Source organism: Paenibacillus sp. FSL R5-0475 (assembly GCF_038004585.1).
GTDB lineage: Bacteria > Bacillota > Bacilli > Paenibacillales > Paenibacillaceae > Paenibacillus_AQ.
Genome location: NZ_JBBORK010000001.1, coordinates 1,791,120 through 1,809,556, shown reverse-complemented (window position 1 = coordinate 1,809,556; position 18,437 = coordinate 1,791,120). Strand labels below are relative to the sequence as shown.

Genomic DNA, 18,437 nt, shown 5'->3' with positions numbered 1-18,437 from the left:
CTCATCTTATATAAATAAAATCCATTTTAGAATCTAGATTAGAATTATTTGCTATAATGTTCTCATGAAAAATAATACGATTCTAAACAAATTAGCAATCATTCTACTTTTTATCAGCATTCTCTTTGGCCTACGCTGCATTTGGTTCAGCATATTTAAGGTTTCCAACAATGTACCTATGATTAGCAACGGTGTCCTGGATTTACGTGGCCAGGATCTGGAGAAGGCTAACTTATTCAGGCTAGATGGTGAATGGAGCTTCTATCCTTCGCAATTTGTTTCATCCAAGACTTCTACTATCCCAAAGCAATCCCAAGCGCTTCAAGTACCTGGGAAATGGAGCCACGCTATCGGAACTGATCAGACAACTTCATATGGATACGGGACTTACCGTCTGCGTATTTTGGTAGAACCGCTTCAGGAGCCTATCTCGTTCTGGATCAAACAAATTTATTCCGCGTCCAGTGTGGAAATTAACGGTACCCCTATTCTCAATAATGGGACAGTTTCTCTCGATGCCAATACATATGCACCAAAAACCACCTCATTTACAGCATCATATTTTTCGAAAAATATGACAGAAATAGATGTACTTATTCAGGTAGCAAACTTTGATCACCCCTATAAAGGCGGTATTAGTGGCCCTATTTTCTTTGGCTCTCAGGAAGTGGTTAACCGGACAAATTTTTATACCGTTGGATTTCAAATACTTACTGCAATCATCCTGCTACTACATGGGCTGTATGCCTGTATTCTGTATTTATTTAATCCTAAAGAACGTGCCCTGTTTCTTGTAGGGCTAATGACATTATCTGTAGCCGTAATCCTTTTAGCCCGAAATGACAATTTAGTTTTAGCGTTACTGCCGATTAATTACACTTGGTCATTAAAAATCCGTTTAATCGCCTTCTTATGGCAGAACCTTTTTATTCTGCTTGTTTTCAGGAAATTCACCTCAGGTGCCGAAGTCAACAAGTGGTTACGTGCTTACACGTGGTGTCTTTTCCTTTTTACCTTATTTATATTTATCGTTTCTGCTTATTTGGTCAGTACATCGATTCACTGGGGAATCATTCAAGTGTTTCAGTATATCCCCTTCATCTGGTTAATATATAGCTTGGGGCGCTTATTGTTCAAAAGGCAAGATGAAAAAGATGTTGTTTTTCTACTGATATCAGGTGCGGCCATCATCTCTAATTTGTTATGGAATTTGTGGGATAATAACGGCCATTATTCAATTGTCTACTATCCTGTGGATATTATTGCCGCCATCGTTGGCTTCTCAGCTTATTGGTTTAAAAAGTATTTTCAGAATGCCAAAGAGAACATGGAGCTAAATGAACAGCTGAAAAAAGCGGACAAACTCAAGGATCAGTTTCTCGCCAATACTTCTCACGAGCTGCGAACACCAGTTCATGGAATTATGAATATCGCGCAAAATATAATAACGAAGGAAAAGGATAGACTCTTTGAGAGTAGCCGGCAAGATATGGAGTTACTGATTACTATTAGCCGCCGTATGTCCCATATGCTTGGTGATCTACTGGATGTAGTACGTCTTCAAGAGCATCGCGTTATTTTGCATCAGGAGCCTATTTTGGTTCAATCGGTGGTTCCCGGAGTCATCAATATGCTTCAATATATGATTGAAGGCAAACCGGTACGGCTATCCATGAACATACCAGAATCTATGCCTCCTATTCTTGCGGATGAGAAACGACTAGTACAAGTATTATTAAATCTAGTGCACAACGCGCTCAAATACACCGAGCAAGGACTTGTTTCTGTTTCAGCTGAGGAAAAAGACGCTCATGTCTTTATATATGTAACAGATACCGGAGTAGGCATGACCGAAGAGACCATGGCGCGGGTATTCCTCCCCTATGAGCAAGGCCCTCACGGAATAAATGACGGGCGTGGAATTGGACTGGGACTAAGCATTAGTAGGCAGTTGGTAGAACTACATGGTGGCAGCTTGAGCATACATTCTGAACTCGGCAAAGGTTCAACTTTCAGTTTTGCACTACCCCTTGCTGATTCCTATAGCGAACAGATAGTAAGAGAGGTTTCACCTATAACAACGTATACACCAGATGAGATTTATAAGCAGATGGCTGAATGGGGGATTTCCGAACAAACTAATCAACACACTGACAAAATCCCGCCACTCTTTACAGATGCGAAGGTGAATCTCTTGGTGGTAGATGATGACCCTGTTAATCTGAATGTGCTAAAGGGCATTCTCGAAAACGAACCTTATCTCATTACGACAGTGAACTCAGCACAAGAGGCACTGGATTGGCTAGATAAAAAGAGTTGGGATTTACTGATTAGTGATGTAATGATGCCGCATATGTCAGGATATGAATTAACGCAAAAGGTTCGCGCTCGTTATTCCCTATATGAGCTCCCAGTGCTATTGCTGACTGCCCGCAGTCAACCTGAGGATATTTACACTGGATTCTACTCCGGCGCAAATGATTATGTTACCAAACCGGTGGATGCAGTTGAACTCAAATATCGCATTCGAGCCTTAACAGCGATGAAAATTTCTTTTAATGAACGGGTGCGTATTGAAGCGGCTTATCTACAGGCACAGATACAACCCCATTTCTTGTTCAATACATTGAACTCTATTGCGGCACTCAGTGATATGGATACTAAAAAGATGCAAGAGCTCATCACTGCATTTACTTCCTTTTTGCGAATCAGCTTTGACTTTTTAAATATCGGAGAACTCGTGAACCTTTCTCATGAACTAGAGCTGGTAGAATCTTATTTGTATATTGAACAAACACGATTTGCAGAACGAATTTCCGTTGTTTGGGAGGTAGATCCAGACATTAATATCCTGTTACCCCCACTATCCATCCAACCCTTGGTAGAAAATGCTATCAAGCATGGTCTGCTCAAGCGTCAACAGGGGGGTACCGTTTATATTCGGATCTCACGTATGAACAATGCTGTAAAGATCGAAGTGGAGGATAATGGGCAAGGTATGGATCATAGAACGCTCGTGTTGTTGCTGGAACCGACCATAAAAGCTAAAAGTGGCATCGGACTGGCTAACACCCATCGAAGACTGATGCAATTGTATGGTCAGGGTCTTTTTATTCAAAGTAAACAAGATGAAGGTACTTTGGTATCCTTTGTTATACCGGAGGACAGTGAATAATATATCAAATAAAAAAGCCATTCCATAAGGAGTGGCTTTTTGTGTATCGATACATTTAGAAAATAGTAGGTACCATGCCCCCATCCATACGGATCGGAGAACCTTTAAATGCAGAGGCATAGGGACTGCTCATAAATGCTGCTAGTCTACCTATTTCATTAGGTTTAATAAATCGCTGTATTTCAGATTGCGGTAAGTTTTTAGCCATGAATTTTTTCTCTTTTTCTGAAAAAGTCAACGTTTCATTTGGGTACATTCCATCAATGATTTGGTGCACGTTTTCAGAGAGTGTTGGTCCTGGCATGATAGTATTGACGGTAACTTCTGTTCCGATTGTTAATTTAGATAAGCTTTTTGCCAAAGATAATAGCATTGATTTTGTCATTGTATACTGTGGCATTTGAGCTGACGGCATTATTGCTTCTTCACTAGCGATAAAGATCACGCGACCAAAATTGTTTTCTAACATTTTTGGTAAATAAAATTTTGTTAATCCATTTGCAGCAAGAACATTCGTACGGATGTATTTTTCAAATATTTCATCATCAACGTCGTCATAGCTCATCAGTTCATAAATCCCCATATTATTAACTAAAATATCGATATGAGAGTGTTTTTTTAATAAAGCTTCTCTTTGCTCCATATCTACAATATCGGCTGTAGCATTCAGTGGAGAAGTTTCCGGAAATTTTGCTTTAATTTCATTTACTGTTTGTTCTACCTTTTCATAATTACGTCCATTTATTAGTACATTAACGCCTTCGTTGGCAAGTTCAAAGGCGATAGCTTTACCAATACCTTTTGTAGATCCTGTAATTAAAGCTGTCTTATTGTTTAATCCCATATCCATATTTCATTTCTCCTTTAATCATGGCGAGTTAATTAGCAGTTTCTCAAGAACTGTACTGAGCATCGGCTAGTATTTATACTATCTTACCGGGATTATTCAGTAACTAGTGTCTTGCGCCAAACTTCTTGTTTAACACGCCAATTTGAAGGAGTATCTCCTTCCCAAAGTCGGAAGGCACGGTAGAACGAGTTCTGATCTTCATACCCGATCAAGAAAGCTACCTCTTTAACATCGAGAGATGGATCTGCTAAATACGCTCGCGCCTGCTCATGTCTGGCTTGTGTCAGCAAATGCTTGAAGCTCGTATTTTCTTCAGTAAGCCTCCGCTGTAAGGTACGAGCACTCATCCTTAGCTCTTTAGCAACAGTTTGAATCTCGGGTTGCCCTCCGCTAAGGCTGCGTTTCATGATCCAATTGACCCTTTCAGTAATTGAGCGACTGCCCTGCTGTTCAGCAAGTGTCCGATCCAAAACGGGAGTCAGAATTTCTAGCAACTCTTCGTTATACGAGATAAAGGGCAGATCCAAATCACTTCGTCGTAGTGTTAAGCGGTTAGTCTCAGCACCGATCTGAATTCGACAGCCGAAATAAGCCTCAAGAACCTGTAAATTCCCTATGGGTTGTGAAAATTCTACAAACTGCGCTGTCAGAGGTATACCAGTTCCCCGCCGCCCAAGCTCCAATAAAAACGCCAGTGTAAGACCAAGCAGCAGCGGTGGACCGGAATACTCGGGAGGCTGCCAATTCAATTCGATTGCACACAACTCTCCCTCCTCGACGATATGCAAGCTTTCTGGAGGGCACATTCGTTTATAGCGCACCATTCGGTTTAGAGCGTCGCGATAATCTTTAGCATGATAAGTGGCTAAGACGGTCGGCGGATATTGTGTGGTTTCAAAAACGGTTGCTAGCTTGATGATTCCCTCAGCAGTGTCTCCAACGAGATCCGAATATGCCTGCCAGATAGCGAAATATTGGGCTGTGGTGACTGCTGACTCTGTGATAAGGCTCAGGGGTAGACTTGCTTTACTGGCTATATCTTGAGCGGTTATCCCTAATTGAATTAATCCAGCCCAAAATCCGGGAGGGATTTTAATGGAGTCAGAGGTATGAGTCTGCATCTATGTGGACCTCCTTTAGCATCATTGCATGAAGAAAGGGCTAGTTAGAATTCAAGCAAGCGCGGGCAAGCAACTCAAACGAATGCAACCGTTTCTCATAGTCTGGAATCATAGTAACGATAATGAATTCATCAACTCCATACAAGTGAGATAACTGTTCCAGCTTTTCTTTGATATTTTTGGGTGTGCCTATCAGCAGTTTACGTTCCAAAAGCTTGGATTTCTCTTCGGCTGAGCCTTCTTGTTGAAATAATGTCATACCGGAAGAGGCTAGCCGCTCTGCTTCTTCCTCAGTCTCGGCGCAAATAACGCCAACAGCTACGATGGCCCGAGGGCTAGCATTAACTGAAGAAGGGATAAAAGCTTCACGGTAAGCTTGCAAAATTTCTTCCCCAGCTACATCGCTCATGAATTGACCAAACACATAGCCTGCTCCAAACTCGGCAGCATATGCCGCACTTTTCTTGTTTGTGCCTAGCATCCACAGCTCTGGCGATTCGGGTGGAGTCGGACGGGCGGTTATCTGGCGTCCTTCGTATGAATAGTTCCCCTGCAACAATTCGGTGACTCCCTTAAGCAGTTCCGGCATTTTCCAAACATTTTCGAGAAAATTCCCGCTTAGCGCTAAGCTTACTTCAGCAGCACCGCCAGGAGCTCTGCCTAACCCAAGGTCGATGCGTCCCGGATATAAACTTGCCAGCAAATGAAAAGATTCCACTACTTTTAACGGCTTATAGTGCGGCAGCAATAAAGCTCCCGATCCGATACGGATATGCTGTGTTCTTGCTCCGACATGCGATAAAAACACCTCTGTGGAGGTACACGCTAAGCCCGGCATATCATGATGTTCGGCAACCCAATATCGAGTATATCCCAGGCTTTCAGCTGTTTGAGCCAGTTCCACCGCTTGTCCTAAAGCAAAGCTTGCATCCACATTATCAAATACAGGTACAAGGTCCAAAACACTAAGCTTAATGGATATCGTTGTCATGGCTACGTCCTACTCGAGGGTTTCGGTAAAATTCAATCATATCAATAAAAGTAACCTTGTAATCGCCGGCAATCGCTGCCAGATTATACATTCGTCCATGGCCGTCTTCTTTGGACGCAAACACAACATCGTGCCGCAGTCTATCCATAATCACTTTGCCGATGAACTGGTGCTCGTATTCCGCATATTTCTTTTTAAACTCTTCATTAAATTCCAGCAGGTCCTGATAAGAACGCTCAAGCATTGCATTTACCAAGGTCAGTTCATTGCCCTCTTTTTGCACCGCTACGTAATAATTCCCACGTTCATCCTTGATCAAATCCTTATACAACTCGACGTTCAAAGTTAATTTCTCCTCTCTGATTCCTAAGGGATAACTCCTTTAGAACTTAACCTTATATACTTGATGTAAGCACTGTTGGCTCTGTGGTAATTTGTACGTTTCCTGCTACAGCTCTGGAAATCATACAAGAGCCTTCTGCTTTATGGGCAATACGAATTGCTTTATCAATATCTTCCTGTGACGCATCTTCGGTAAGTGTGATGATGGGTGAATGTTTGATCGCTTCATATGTAAAAATGTTATTTGTTACATCCACTGTCGCCTCTGATGTTAACGTCAGGCTGGAAGTCGTAAGCCCTGATCGCTCCAGCATAGCTGCTAGTGTAATGAGATAGCAGGTTGCCGCGGCACCCAGTAGCATCTCATCCGGATTCGTTCCAACTCCTGGCCCGCCCATTTCTTTCGGAATGGAGATTTGAGTCTTGAGTTGTCCAGCTTCAATCGTTCCCTGACTATTACGACCACCGTTCCATACGGCATTTAATATAAATGGGTGTTTCATTTCTAGATGTCCTCCCTATCTTGAAATTGCATGACATATTTTTAATCGAATACTTTACATGCTAACATAGAAGAATGCGGTGAACAAACAGGCTCAGGCCTACTGTTCGTGAGATTTATCTATAAATTAAATTTCAGGAGGCTCTATTATCATGATAAACGATACAGATATCAAACATCTTCAGCGTTGTATTGAACTTGCCCGAATTGCACTCGAGGTTGGGGACGAACCTTTCGGCTCCATCCTGGTCTCAGCAAATGGAGAGGTCTTGGCCGAAGACAGTAACCATGTAGGCGGTGGTGACCATACTCAACACCCCGAATTCGCTTTAGCTCGCTGGGCAGCTCAGAATATGTCACTGGAAGAACGTAAGCAGGCAACTGTGTATACTTCCGGGGAACATTGCCCTATGTGTGCGGCAGCTCACGGTTGGGTTCAATTAGGAAGGATTGTATATGCCAGTTCTTCGCAGCAATTATCACAGTGGTTAAGCGAAATGGGCATTGCAGCATCACCTGTCCGTAATTTGAGTATTCAGGAAGTCATCCATAATGCGGTCGTAGATGGCCCTGTAACGGAGCTTGCAGAACAAGTGCGGGAACTTCATCGACAATTCCACGGACAAAGACAGTAGTAAAAAAAGAACCTTTGAATAAAGGTTCTTTTTTTATGTCCTAAACTTTGTGGGGTATAAACTATAGTTGCTATATATACAGCGTCCTAAAGTTCTTATACCATTAGCTTTGTAAGCGATTAACTTTATAGGAGGAAATGACTTGACAAAGCCTGTGCAACCCAATGAACCTCTCGTAACTCATATTTATACTGCGGATCCCTCCGCTCATGTATTTGAAGGTAAAATTTATATTTATCCCTCACATGACCTGGATCACGAAATGATCTCTAATGACAACGGTGACCAATATAATATGGAGGATTACCATGTTCTTTCTATTGATGGAGATGGCTCCCCTTGTGTTGACCACGGTGAAGTGCTTCATGTGAAGGATGTTCCATGGGCTAAGCAGCAAATGTGGGCTCCGGATGCAGCATACAAAAACAATACCTACTATTTGTTTTTCCCAGCTAGAGACCATGACGATATTTTCCGAATCGGGGTCGCCACCTCAGCTTCACCTTCCGGACCATTTACACCTGAACCAAGCTACATTCCCGGCAGTTATAGCATTGATCCCGCCGTTTTCGTTGATGATGATGGTAAATCGTATATATACTTTGGTGGTCTTTGGGGCGGTCAACTTGAAAAATGGCAAACCGGCTCATTTGTTCCGGATGCCGAGGGGCCGTCTGAAATGGCACCAGCTCTTGGACCTATCGTAGCGGAGTTGAGCGAGGATATGCTGACCTTTGAAGGTGAACCTAGAGAAATATCCATCATCGATACAAACGGAAATCCGATTCTTGCTGGAGATGAAGAGAGAAGATATTTTGAAGGTCCATGGGTACATAAATACAACGGATTTTATTATCTTTCTTATTCCACTGGTACTACCCACAATATTGTATACGCTATCAGTAAAGATCCGCTTGGACCTTATGAATATCAAGGAAAAATCCTTTCTCCAGTGATAGGCTGGACAACGCACCATTCTATTGTTCAGTTTAAAGAGAAATGGTATTTATTTTATCATGACAGTTCTTTGTCTGGTGGAGCTGACAACAAGCGTTCTGTAAAATATACAGAGTTGGGATACAACGATGATGGCACCATTCAAACCATCCATCCTTAGTTTTTATTAAAATGGACTGCATGCTGTAGTTCACAGGAGGGCGTTTTTGATGACAATGACACAACAAGGTGCTTTTTATACGGGAGAATATCGCAATATATTTAAGGAGCTCGGTTTTTCTGAAGATGATATCAACGCTAAACTCAATGAAACTTGGAATGATTTGTTTTACGGAGATCCGAACGTACGAATCTACTATCCGCAGGACGAGGATAACAGCTATATCCTGGATACAGGTAATCTAGACGTTCGGTCGGAAGGAATGTCCTACGGGATGATGATGGCCGTTCAAATGAATAAAAAAGAAGAGTTTGATCGTCTATGGAACTTCTCAAAGACGTTTATGCAGCACAAAGAAGGTCGCTATGCCAATTACTTTGCTTGGCACTGCAAGCCTGACGGTACAAGGATTTCTCAGGGACCTGCACCGGACGGCGAAGAGTTTTTCGCCATGGCTCTGTTTTTTGCCTCAAAACGTTGGGGGAACGGTCCGGAACCTTATAATTATTCCGAGCAGGCTCGAATAATATTGCGTGCTTGTGTACATAAAACTGAAACAGGCGCTGGTGACTCAATGTGGGACGCGGAAACGAAACTGATTAAATTCGTACCGGAATCCACCTTCAGTGATCCATCTTACCATCTCCCCCATTTCTATGATTTGTTCGCCTTGTGGGCTGACGAACGTGACCACATGTTTTGGCGAGAAGCCGCGGAAGCCAGCCGCACATATCTGCATACTGCATGCCATCCGATAACTGGCCTTGCTCCCGAATATGCTAATTTTAACGGGTCCCCGGCAGAACCCCAGCCTCATGGTGATTTCAGCCATTTTTTCAGTGATGCTTACCGGGTAGCGGCTAATATCGGTCTGGACTGGGCTTGGTTCCAAAAGGACATCTGGCAGGTCGATCAATGTAACCGGATTCAGGCTTTTTTTAGGAATATCGAAGTTTCCGATTACCGGCGGTATACCATTGAGGGACAGCCCTTCGACGAACCGGCACTGCACCCGACAGGTCTGTTGGCGACCAATGCCATGGTTTCCCTTGCTTCTAATGGCCCGGAGGCAGAGCATTTTGTCCGTTTGTTTTGGGATACACCATTGCGCACTGGACAACGTCGTTATTATGATAACTGTCTGTACTTCTTTAGTTTACTGGCCCTGAGTGGAAATTATCGCATTTTTTGAAGGAAATCGAACAAACAAATAGGACTCCATTCCTCAAAAAGCTCGAGGAATGGAGTCCTATTAATCGTAACAAAGCTTTGCTATTATTTAATAACTACATATTCCAAGTTTACAAGTTTTGCATAAGCAATAATTTGGTCTGTTGTAAGCGTTAATGAAACTACGGTGTGGTGACCGCCACCATTTTCGATCCAAGCTTTAACCCCATCTTGGAAGTTAGGCTTAACATTCCAAAGTACACGAGCTACTGGAAGGTTGGGAGCTGGAACCGTTGGTTCGAAAGCAGTAACTTCATTGATCAACAGTTTGTAATGAGTCCCAAAGTCAGCCATGGAAACAACCACACCGTCTCCTGCTTTACCGTCAAATACTAAACGTGCTGGATCGTCTTTACCTCCAATACCCAGTGGAGATACGATAATTTTTGGTTTGTTGCTTGCCAAAGTAGGATCTACTTCAAGCATATGGGATTGAAGAATGGATTCTTGACCAACCGTCAATTCATAAGTGTAATCTTCCATAAAGCCAGTGGATTGGTTATGGCTCATCACTTTAAGCAATCGATCGAGAGCTGCAGTCTTCCAATCTCCTTCTCCAGCAAAACCATAGCCTTGTGCCATCAGTCGTTGAACAGCAAGTCCTGGAAGTTGTTTCATTCCGTGTAAATCTTCGAAGTTCGATGTGAAGGCGTTGTAGCCACCTTGATCAAGGAAACGTTTAATAGCAATTTCATAGCTTGCTTGAACTCTCACGCTAGCTTCCCAAGTTTCTTTGCTGTTAGTCCCATAATCAAATTCATACAGCTCTGAATACTCAGCGAATAAGGCGTCGATCTCTTCTTCTTTAACTTCATTAATGATTTGTACTAGATCGCCAATACCAAAGTAGTCAACAGTCCATCCAAATTGAATTTGGGCTTCAACCTTATCTCCTTCGGTTACGCCAACGTTACGCATATTGTCACCAAAGCGAGCGACCTTGATATTAAAGCTTTCGTTATAAGCAACGGCTACGTCCATCCATTCTGCAATTTGCTTTTGGACTTCAGGACGTTCCCAGTAGCCTACTACCACTTTGTTTTGTTTGTTCAAACGGGCGTTAATAAAACCATATTCACGGTCACCATGAGCGGCTTGATTTAGATTCATGAAATCCATATCGATCGTTGCCCATGGGATACTTTCATTATATTGCGTAGCTAGATGAAGCAAAGGCTTTTGCAGCATTTTAGTTCCGCGGATCCACATTTTTGCAGGTGAGAAGGTATGCATCCAAGTGATAACACCGGCAACTTCGTCGCGGTAATTGACTTCTTTCATGATGTTTGTGATTTTATCTGCGCTGACAGCCAAATCCTGCAATACTAGTGGGTAAGGCAAAACTCCACTTTTATTCAAAGCATCTGTCATCGTTTGGGCATGCGCCTTAACTTCAGCCAATGCTTCTTCGCCATAAAGATGTTGTGAACCTACGACAAACCAAAATTCTTTTGCTACTGCTGTTGACATATTCATCCTCTTTTCGTAATTTTGTGGTTTAATTATTTTTGTCCGTAATAAGCGTCTTTTCCATGTTTTCGCAAGTAATGTTTATCTAAAATACGTTGTGGCAACTCCTCAGCAAAATGATTCAGCTCTCTTGCAAACAAATTCATTTTGGATACTTCATCCAAAACTACGCTGTTTATTACCGCCGATTTCGCATTTTTCCCCCAAGTAAAGGGTCCGTGTCCTTTAAGTAAAACACCAGGAACCGCCATAATATCGATCCCACGTTGCTCAAAGGTCTCGATGATTACATTACCCGTTTCCGCTTCGTAACCACGATCGACTTCTTCTTGCGTCAAGAAACGCGCACAAGGAATGGAACCATAGAAGGTATCAGCATGGGTCGTTCCCATGACAGGAACATCTAGTCCTGCTTGAGCCCAAATGGTTGCCCAAGTGGAATGCGTGTGAACGATTCCCCCGATCTCGGAATAATGCTTATAAAGCACTGCGTGAGTAGGTGTATCGGAGGAAGGTCTCATATCTCCTTCAACCACATTGCCATCCAGATCAACAACTACCATATCGCTGGCTTTCATTGTTTCATAATCTACACCACTAGGTTTGATTACGAATAATCCACTTTCACGATCAATTGCACTCACATTTCCCCATGTATATTTAATAAGTCCTTGTTTCGGCAATTCCAGATTGGCTTGAAAAACCTCTTCTTTAAGTTGTTCTAACATCTTGCCACCTCCATTTTCACACTAAATTGTCAACAGCGGACTGCTCAATCGCCAGACCCTTTTTATAACGTTCGATAAAGGATTCAAATCCTTTAATGTCGGTTGCATCTGGATGAATTTCTTCACCCTTAACATCTTTGAACACTTTTTGATCGAGGAAGTCTTCTAAACTTTCTTCCTGATTTTTATTCATCATGTAAGCGGCAAGAATAGCCATTCCCCATGCACCGCCTTCACCGGCAGTCGACATTACGGAAACAGGAACATTCATTGAAGCTGCCATCATTTTTTGACCCACTACAGGAGTCTTAAATAAGCCGCCGTGGCCTAAAATACTATCAATGGCTACATTCTCTTCCTTCGTCAAAATGTCCATTCCAATTTTCAAAGCACCAAAGGCGCTGAATAGATGTGTACGCATAAAGTTGGACAGATTGAATTTGCTCTCCGGCGAGCGGACAAATAGCGGACGACCTTGTTCTAACCCAGTAATATTCTCTCCTGAGAGATAACCATAGCTTAGTAATCCACCGGCATCAGGATCTGCTTCCAAAGCTTTATTTAATAGCACGCTGTACAATTTATTGGCATCCACTTTGTGTCCCATGGCTTCATAGAATTCGCGGAATAACCCTAGCCAGGCGTTGAGGTCACTTGAACAGTTATTCGCATGAACCATGCCCACTGGACTTCCGTTCGGAGTAGTAACCATATCAATTTCCGGATAAACCTTGGAAAGTTCTTTTTCTAATACAATCATGGCAAAAACAGAGGTTCCTACAGATACATTCCCGGTTCGTTTTCTTACGCTATTCGTTGCAACCATCCCGGTTCCAGCATCCCCCTCTGGAGGACTAAGCGGAATACCTGATTGTAAATGCAGCGATGGATCCAGAATTTTAGCTCCCGCTTCGCTTAAAATACCTGCTTGCTCTCCTGCAACATACACCTTAGGAAGTAAATCACTGGTCTTCCACGGATAAGCTTTGCTTGCAACCAGTTCATCAAACTGCTGTATCATGGAAGCGTTAAAATTTCCTGTAGTTTCATCAATTGGGAACATACCGGATGCATCACCAACACCAAGTGTTTTATTTCCAGTCAATAGCCAATGAATGTATCCTGCTAGTGTCGTAACAAAACGTATCTGTGGCACATGTTCTTCTTCATTCAAAATCGCCTGATAAAGATGAGCTATGCTCCAGCGTTCTGGGATATTAAACCCAAACAGCTCGGTCAATGCTTTGGCAGCCGCACCCGTAGTTGCATTACGCCAAGTCCGGAATGGAACAAGTAGTTCATTGTGCTCGTCGAAAGCCATGTATCCATGCATCATTGCAGAAAAACCGATTGAACCAACCGTTTGAAGGGTGATTCCGTATTTTTGTGCAACTTCTTCCTTCATCTCGCGATAGGCGTCTTGCAGACCTTTGATAATATCTTCCAAGTTGTACGTCCAAAAACCGTCCTTCAACTGATTTTCCCATTCGTAACTTCCAGAAGCGATCGTTTGAAAGCTATGATCGATAAGTACAACTTTAATGCGCGTGGACCCAAATTCAATACCAAGCGAAGTTTCTCCCTTATTAATCGCTTGTTCGATGCTTAATCGATTCGATATCACGTTTGTCACCTCTCTGAGAGCGCTTTTTTAAAAGGTCATGATAAGAATTTGCTTTCTTAATTGACAGCTATAGTATAATTTTTTGTACGTACATTTGTCAATTGAATAGTTATATATACATACAAATATGGAGATAATAATGATTTAACTGTATAAAAAAAGAGCCCCTTTCTATTTTTTTCGTTGTCATGCTATAATTTGTACATACAAATTTACCGAATATACGAATAACTTAGCGAACAAGAATGGAAAGAGGAATTACATGAAACCAAAGTATCAAGTGATATTAGATGACATAAAAAGCAAAATCCTTTCGGGAGATTACAATGTTGGTGAACAAATCCCTACTGAATCTGCCTTGCAGTCCATGTACGAAGTTAGCCGGCAGACTGTTCGAAAAGCAATTTTAGAACTTTCCAACGAAGGCTTCCTGCGAAGCGAAAAAGGGTCTGGTACTTATGTCAGCAACCAATATCGTTCGAAGACCGGCGGGAGTTCCCATAAGAAGACGATCGGTGTAATCACGACCTATATTTCCGACTATATCTTTCCTTCCATTATCCGTGGGATCGAGAGCCGGCTAAATGAGGATAATTATTCTCTACTATTAGCTAGTACAAATAACGATGTTGCTCAAGAAAAAAAGGCCCTTGAAATGATGCTGTCCTACGGTGTAGATGGTTTAATTATTGAACCTACGAAAAGCAATCTATATAACCCCAATATTGCTTACTATCTTTCTTTTAAGGAACAGGATATTCCGATTATAATGATTAATGCCTTTTATGAAGAAATAGAACTGCCGTACCTTTGTCTTGATGACGTGCAGTCAAGCTATTTGGCAACAAAAGAGTTGATAACTAAAGGGCACACCCAAATAGGGCTCATTGCAAAAATGGATGATTTACAAGGAAAGTATCGGATGAAAGGGTATATTAAAGCACTCGGAGAATCCAAATTACGATTTTATCCTGAGCAGATTTTTTCATTCAATACGGAGACAAAACAGACGTTATCTACAGACTTGAAGGATTTTCTGAATAAAAATAGAGATACGCTCACTGCTATTGTTTGTTATAACGACGAGGTTGGGTTGGAAGTGGTTCATGCCTGCAGACAGCTGGACATCACTATTCCGGAGGAATTATCGATTATCGGACAAGACAATTCCTATATCGCCAAAAACGCGAACATCAAACTAACCACCTTGACACACCCACAAGAAGCCATGGGACGCGATGCAGCGGATTGGGTCATTAAGAAACTACAAGGAAAAAAAGACCTTCCAAACAACACTTATTATCAGCCTGTGTTAATTGAAGGTGAGACTGTTGTTAAAAGATAAGTTGTAATTTAAACAGATAAATAAATTTTCCGTTTATACAAGGCAAGCAACCCACCAGTCATGGCTGGTAAGTTGCTTTTTTTCATTTTGTCACTACATTAAGCAGTCCGTCTCCATTTTCCGTGTTTGGAATATTACTGGATTTCCAGATAATCAAGATAAGCATCCCATGTCCCGTTATCAGCTGTTACGACGAGCTGGATCTCTTGATTTCCGGTTCCATGACTGACATTGTTAAGAGTATAAACGGCGGGACTGCTCCCCCCGAAGTAAAAGGTGCCCTTGGTCACTCCCCCGATTTTCAAATCGACTCTCGCCATATTAGAGTTATTCGAAGCCCCGCGGAGTGAAAAATTATGGGTACCGGTCGTAAAATTCTGTGTGTATTTCACTAAATCATTGTTGGCGTATAAAGCCACTCCAGAGAATGGTGAGCTTATATTGGAGGTATACTGACCACTTTTAGTCATATTTTCTTCTTCTATCTTTGTGCTTGTGCCCGGATTTGGTGTGGAGGTTGGGTTTGGCGTTGAAGTCGGATTAGGCGTTGGCGTCGGATTCGTACCTCCGCTACCTCCGATCGTAATTGTATTGCTAGTCACGGTAGCTGTTCCACTACTTTGATAACCCTCTACCGTAAGCGAAGTTTCATACATCTTCCCCATCGACATTCCTCTGCTCTCCCACGCTTTAAAGTGTTCACTAACAGATATGGTTCCGCTTGTACGTTTGGTCGTCCGGACACTCCAATATTGTTTAAAGGTTGCTGTGCCTTTAATTGAAGGTTGGTTGACTCTGGTAGTCTCATATATGTCATATGTTCCCCCATCAACGGTAATGGTACCTTTAGACGTTCCACCAGGCGGACGCCAGCTCCCCCAGCTATCAACGATGTAATATTCGATTAGTGGATCAACGGTCCATCCGTAGACACATAAATACGAATTACCGTTTGGTTGGTAGTTGGCACTGTAGTTAACAGTTATGTTTCCAATTTGCTGGTGTGTCTGGGTCTCATCGAACTTCTTACCTTTACGGAACAGTGCATTTCCGATGTTGCTCCACTGAGCACTGAATGTACCTCCACTATCAAGAGTCATACTCGTGGTACCGGAATCCTTCCATAGCTCATAGTAGTAGCCGTCTTGGGTGCCACTTTGATTAGATGTGATCGTTGTTGCGGCATTTACACTTACTGAAGGCAATGCAAGCATAAAACAAATAATGATTACTAAAAATAAACGCATTCTCTTTTGTTTCATTTGCTTTCCTCCTCTTGGTTATACTGCAACTAGTCTTACTAAGATGCTGTGCAACCCGTTTGATCAACCTCCTTTTTATTCCAAATTTATTAATGTAAGCGGAAACAATTAGATTCTAACATTGTCCTAATTTTTTCATATGCATAAACTAAAGCTTATACCGTGAAAAGTTTAGATCTTTTGTAGCTGGAAATAAACGAAATTAAATAAGCTGCTTCCGGTAGAGTACCGGAAACAGCTTATTGGCTAGATCATTTTATCATTGCCTACGAAATGGAGTCTTAACTTAAAAGTGAATAACCTTCCCGCCGTTTACTCACCACGACTCACACGAAAGCCTTGATCAGGTCCCATGCCATTTGCGTCGAACTTGCCTTGAAAAGATATTTCGTTGTTGGTGATGTTGCCGATCCAACCGCCGCCCTTCACAACCCGGAAAGAACCGACATCGCTTCCCCTATCCCCGTACCAGTTCCAACACCATTCCCTTACATTCCCTGACATATCATAAAGTCCTAACTCGTTGGGCTGTTTGACACCAACTGATTTTGTTTTATTATTGTTGTTTTCAATGATAGGCCAGTTCCATTCTCCCGATAAGTATTTGTCTCCAGCGTTTTTCCAATACCATGCTACCTCATCTGTATTATTGCTTCCACTGTAGGTGTAACTCTTGCTTAATTGACCTCCACCTGCAGCATATTCCCACTCTGCTTCTGTCGGTAATCGATAACCATTAGCACCTTCATTGATCGTTACGGTCCATTTTATATTATCGTTTTCGCTCTTATTATTTGTATCTATTTTATTCTTATCTATATTGTAATAGGGTGTTAAACCCTCTTTTATACTCCGCTTATTACAGTACTCAACAACGTCATACCAGCTAACCATTTCAACCGGCAAATTGTCGCCCTTGAATTCTGAGGGATTACTTTCCATTACCTCAATCCATTCTTTTTGAGTTACCTCATATTTACCGATATAAAAGTTCGATAGGGTTGCACCATTGTAGTTGGACTTTGTGTTTATAAAAGTCCCTCCCTTTACAAATACATTGTCATTACTCGTTTCAGGCTTTTCTTGTGAACAAGCGCTGATAACAACTATTGTTGCTATAAATAGGAAACTCAATAGTTTTCTCATTGATTTATCTCCTTTGAACGGATAGGAAAATAAAAAGTCGTGACGATGATCTTAGTAGTATGTAAGTATTCTTTTGGAATAAATAAGGAAGCCGGTTGTGAGACCGGCAGTCCTTAGAATTATCATCGATTAAGAGGCTACAGTTTACCTGTTACCACACCGTTACGTTAGAGCTCCCACTACTTTGATATCCCTCAGTAGCTAACACTTGGTAAGCCCAACTACTTCCCAAATTCATTCCATATTTCTTCCATGCGTTAACGTGGTTGCTAAAAGTGATAGCAACATTACTCCCAGTTGCTCTCTTCGACTGTCTTACACTCCAGAACTGAGTGAAAGTTGCAGTGCCGTCAATAGAAGGTGCGTTGGTTCGGGTAGTCGTATAGATGTCATATGTGCCACCATCACTGGTTACGGTACCTTTAAATGTTCCAGTTGGTCTATAAGTGCCCCAGCTATCAACGACGTAATATTCTATGAGTGAGTTTCTCGTCCACCCATAGAGTGTCAAATATCCATTACCGGAAGGCGCCCAGACTCCGGCATTGTAGTTTATTGTCCTTGTTGGTGATCCGGTATTCCAGCCTTTACCGACAACAAAGTTCCCAGTGTTTGACCATGTAACACTGTAATTCCCACCTGATCCATTCGTAGCATTTACTGTTCCTCCACCATCAGTCCAATTTTGCCAATAATCTGTCGCCGCATTTGTAGTTGCTGCAAACAAGCTAAAGCTCATTGTAGCTGCGAATAATACAGTCAAGATTTTCTTATTCATCTTAAACATAATCTACCTCCTAAGATTTTTTTGATTACATACTACTTGACTGACCTCTAGTATTCCAAGCAATCGTCTGTGGTTTTCTTTGTTGTTTGGTAAAACTCCCGAGATCACCACA

The 18,437-nt window shown here is 42.0% G+C and carries 16 protein-coding genes; 5 read left to right on the top strand and 11 right to left on the bottom strand.

Translation table 11 applies throughout. The features are described 5' to 3' along the window. The first annotated feature begins 178 nt into the window (after positions 1-178). Entirely contained in the window at positions 179-3,175 is a 2,997-nt protein-coding gene (locus MKX41_RS07930) for an ATP-binding protein (RefSeq protein ID WP_340969431.1), read from the top strand. Between the two features lie 55 nt (positions 3,176-3,230). Here the strand turns inward: MKX41_RS07930 and MKX41_RS07925 are convergent, their stop codons facing one another. From MKX41_RS07925 to MKX41_RS07905, 5 genes are all read right to left on the bottom strand, one after another. Further along, the gene (locus MKX41_RS07925) at positions 3,231-4,025 is read right to left on the bottom strand and encodes an SDR family NAD(P)-dependent oxidoreductase (RefSeq protein ID WP_340969430.1); all 795 of its coding nucleotides are present in this window, start codon (positions 4,023-4,025) and stop codon (positions 3,231-3,233) included. A gap of 92 nt (positions 4,026-4,117) precedes the next feature. After that, positions 4,118-5,146, bottom strand: a complete 1,029-nt coding sequence (locus MKX41_RS07920; RefSeq protein ID WP_340969428.1) for an AraC family transcriptional regulator — start codon at positions 5,144-5,146, stop codon at positions 4,118-4,120. Between the two features lie 40 nt (positions 5,147-5,186). Continuing rightward, on the bottom strand, positions 5,187-6,137 hold the full coding sequence (locus tag MKX41_RS07915) for an LLM class flavin-dependent oxidoreductase (protein WP_340969427.1): 951 nt from the start codon (positions 6,135-6,137) through the stop codon (positions 5,187-5,189). Then, on the bottom strand, positions 6,118-6,480 hold the full coding sequence (locus tag MKX41_RS07910; protein WP_340969425.1) for a hypothetical protein: 363 nt from the start codon (positions 6,478-6,480) through the stop codon (positions 6,118-6,120). Before MKX41_RS07910 ends, MKX41_RS07915 begins: the two co-directional genes overlap by 20 nt. 52 nt (positions 6,481-6,532) lie before the next feature. Beyond that, positions 6,533-6,982: an OsmC family protein gene (locus MKX41_RS07905; protein WP_340969424.1), complete on the bottom strand. Its 450-nt coding sequence runs from the start codon at positions 6,980-6,982 to the stop codon at positions 6,533-6,535. Positions 6,983-7,133: 151 nt separating this feature from the next. On the opposite strand from MKX41_RS07905, the gene MKX41_RS07900 reads away from it, so the two are divergent. The 3 genes from MKX41_RS07900 (at position 7,134) to MKX41_RS07890 (ending at position 9,925) form a co-directional block, all read left to right on the top strand. After that, positions 7,134-7,616 carry a nucleoside deaminase gene (locus tag MKX41_RS07900; protein WP_042188217.1) on the top strand — a complete coding sequence of 161 codons (483 nt, stop codon included), beginning with the start codon at positions 7,134-7,136 and terminating at the stop codon, positions 7,614-7,616. A 142-nt stretch (positions 7,617-7,758) separates the two neighbouring features. After that, on the top strand, positions 7,759-8,733 hold the full coding sequence (locus MKX41_RS07895; protein WP_340969423.1) for a glycoside hydrolase family 43 protein: 975 nt from the start codon (positions 7,759-7,761) through the stop codon (positions 8,731-8,733). A 49-nt stretch (positions 8,734-8,782) separates the two neighbouring features. After that, the gene (locus MKX41_RS07890; RefSeq protein ID WP_340969421.1) at positions 8,783-9,925 is read left to right on the top strand and encodes a glycosyl hydrolase family 8; all 1,143 of its coding nucleotides are present in this window, start codon (positions 8,783-8,785) and stop codon (positions 9,923-9,925) included. Positions 9,926-10,008: 83 nt separating this feature from the next. Here the strand turns inward: MKX41_RS07890 and araA are convergent, their stop codons facing one another. The 3 genes from araA to MKX41_RS07875 are packed head-to-tail and all read right to left on the bottom strand — an operon-like array spanning position 10,009 to position 13,785. Continuing rightward, on the bottom strand, positions 10,009-11,433 hold the full coding sequence (gene araA / locus MKX41_RS07885; protein WP_340969420.1) for an L-arabinose isomerase: 1,425 nt from the start codon (positions 11,431-11,433) through the stop codon (positions 10,009-10,011). 32 nt (positions 11,434-11,465) lie between these two features. Continuing rightward, the gene (locus MKX41_RS07880) at positions 11,466-12,161 is read right to left on the bottom strand and encodes an L-ribulose-5-phosphate 4-epimerase (protein WP_042188210.1); all 696 of its coding nucleotides are present in this window, start codon (positions 12,159-12,161) and stop codon (positions 11,466-11,468) included. Between the two features lie 16 nt (positions 12,162-12,177). Then, a complete protein-coding gene (locus MKX41_RS07875; protein ID WP_340969419.1) occupies positions 12,178-13,785 on the bottom strand; it encodes a xylulokinase in 1,608 nt (535 codons plus the stop codon). A 262-nt stretch (positions 13,786-14,047) separates the two neighbouring features. Here MKX41_RS07875 and MKX41_RS07870 point away from each other — a divergent pair, with 262 nt between their 5' ends. Beyond that, on the top strand, positions 14,048-15,130 hold the full coding sequence (locus MKX41_RS07870) for a GntR family transcriptional regulator (protein WP_340969418.1): 1,083 nt from the start codon (positions 14,048-14,050) through the stop codon (positions 15,128-15,130). A gap of 134 nt (positions 15,131-15,264) precedes the next feature. Here the strand turns inward: MKX41_RS07870 and MKX41_RS07865 are convergent, their stop codons facing one another. The 3 genes from MKX41_RS07865 to MKX41_RS07855 all read right to left on the bottom strand — a co-directional run bounded on the left by MKX41_RS07865 (position 15,265) and on the right by MKX41_RS07855 (position 18,325). Beyond that, positions 15,265-16,392 (bottom strand): glycoside hydrolase family 11 protein, encoded by a 1,128-nt coding sequence (locus tag MKX41_RS07865; RefSeq protein ID WP_340969416.1) that lies wholly within the window; start codon positions 16,390-16,392, stop codon positions 15,265-15,267. A gap of 312 nt (positions 16,393-16,704) precedes the next feature. After that, positions 16,705-17,538, bottom strand: a complete 834-nt coding sequence (locus MKX41_RS07860) for a formylglycine-generating enzyme family protein (protein WP_340969415.1) — start codon at positions 17,536-17,538, stop codon at positions 16,705-16,707. A 151-nt stretch (positions 17,539-17,689) separates the two neighbouring features. Next, the gene (locus MKX41_RS07855; protein ID WP_042188200.1) at positions 17,690-18,325 is read right to left on the bottom strand and encodes a glycoside hydrolase family 11 protein; all 636 of its coding nucleotides are present in this window, start codon (positions 18,323-18,325) and stop codon (positions 17,690-17,692) included. Positions 18,326-18,437: the final 112 nt, after the last annotated feature.

Excerpts from the sequence above, each read along its gene's own strand:
- MKX41_RS07920 (WP_340969428.1), bottom strand. The coding sequence starts at position 5,146 with ATGCAGACTCATACCTCTGACTCCATTAAAATCCCTCCCGGATTTTGG.
- MKX41_RS07870 (WP_340969418.1), top strand. The coding sequence starts at position 14,048 with ATGAAACCAAAGTATCAAGTGATATTAGATGACATAAAAAGCAAAATC.
- MKX41_RS07915 (WP_340969427.1), bottom strand. The coding sequence starts at position 6,137 with ATGACAACGATATCCATTAAGCTTAGTGTTTTGGACCTTGTACCTGTA.
- MKX41_RS07890 (WP_340969421.1), top strand. The coding sequence starts at position 8,783 with ATGACAATGACACAACAAGGTGCTTTTTATACGGGAGAATATCGCAAT.
- MKX41_RS07880 (WP_042188210.1), bottom strand. The coding sequence starts at position 12,161 with ATGTTAGAACAACTTAAAGAAGAGGTTTTTCAAGCCAATCTGGAATTG.
- araA (WP_340969420.1), bottom strand. The coding sequence starts at position 11,433 with ATGTCAACAGCAGTAGCAAAAGAATTTTGGTTTGTCGTAGGTTCACAA.
- MKX41_RS07865 (WP_340969416.1), bottom strand. The coding sequence starts at position 16,392 with ATGAAACAAAAGAGAATGCGTTTATTTTTAGTAATCATTATTTGTTTT.
- MKX41_RS07930 (WP_340969431.1), top strand. The coding sequence starts at position 179 with ATGATTAGCAACGGTGTCCTGGATTTACGTGGCCAGGATCTGGAGAAG.
- MKX41_RS07925 (WP_340969430.1), bottom strand. The coding sequence starts at position 4,025 with ATGGATATGGGATTAAACAATAAGACAGCTTTAATTACAGGATCTACA.
- MKX41_RS07860 (WP_340969415.1), bottom strand. The coding sequence starts at position 17,538 with ATGAGAAAACTATTGAGTTTCCTATTTATAGCAACAATAGTTGTTATC.
- MKX41_RS07855 (WP_042188200.1), bottom strand. The coding sequence starts at position 18,325 with ATGTTTAAGATGAATAAGAAAATCTTGACTGTATTATTCGCAGCTACA.
- MKX41_RS07905 (WP_340969424.1), bottom strand. The coding sequence starts at position 6,982 with ATGAAACACCCATTTATATTAAATGCCGTATGGAACGGTGGTCGTAAT.
- MKX41_RS07900 (WP_042188217.1), top strand. The coding sequence starts at position 7,134 with ATGATAAACGATACAGATATCAAACATCTTCAGCGTTGTATTGAACTT.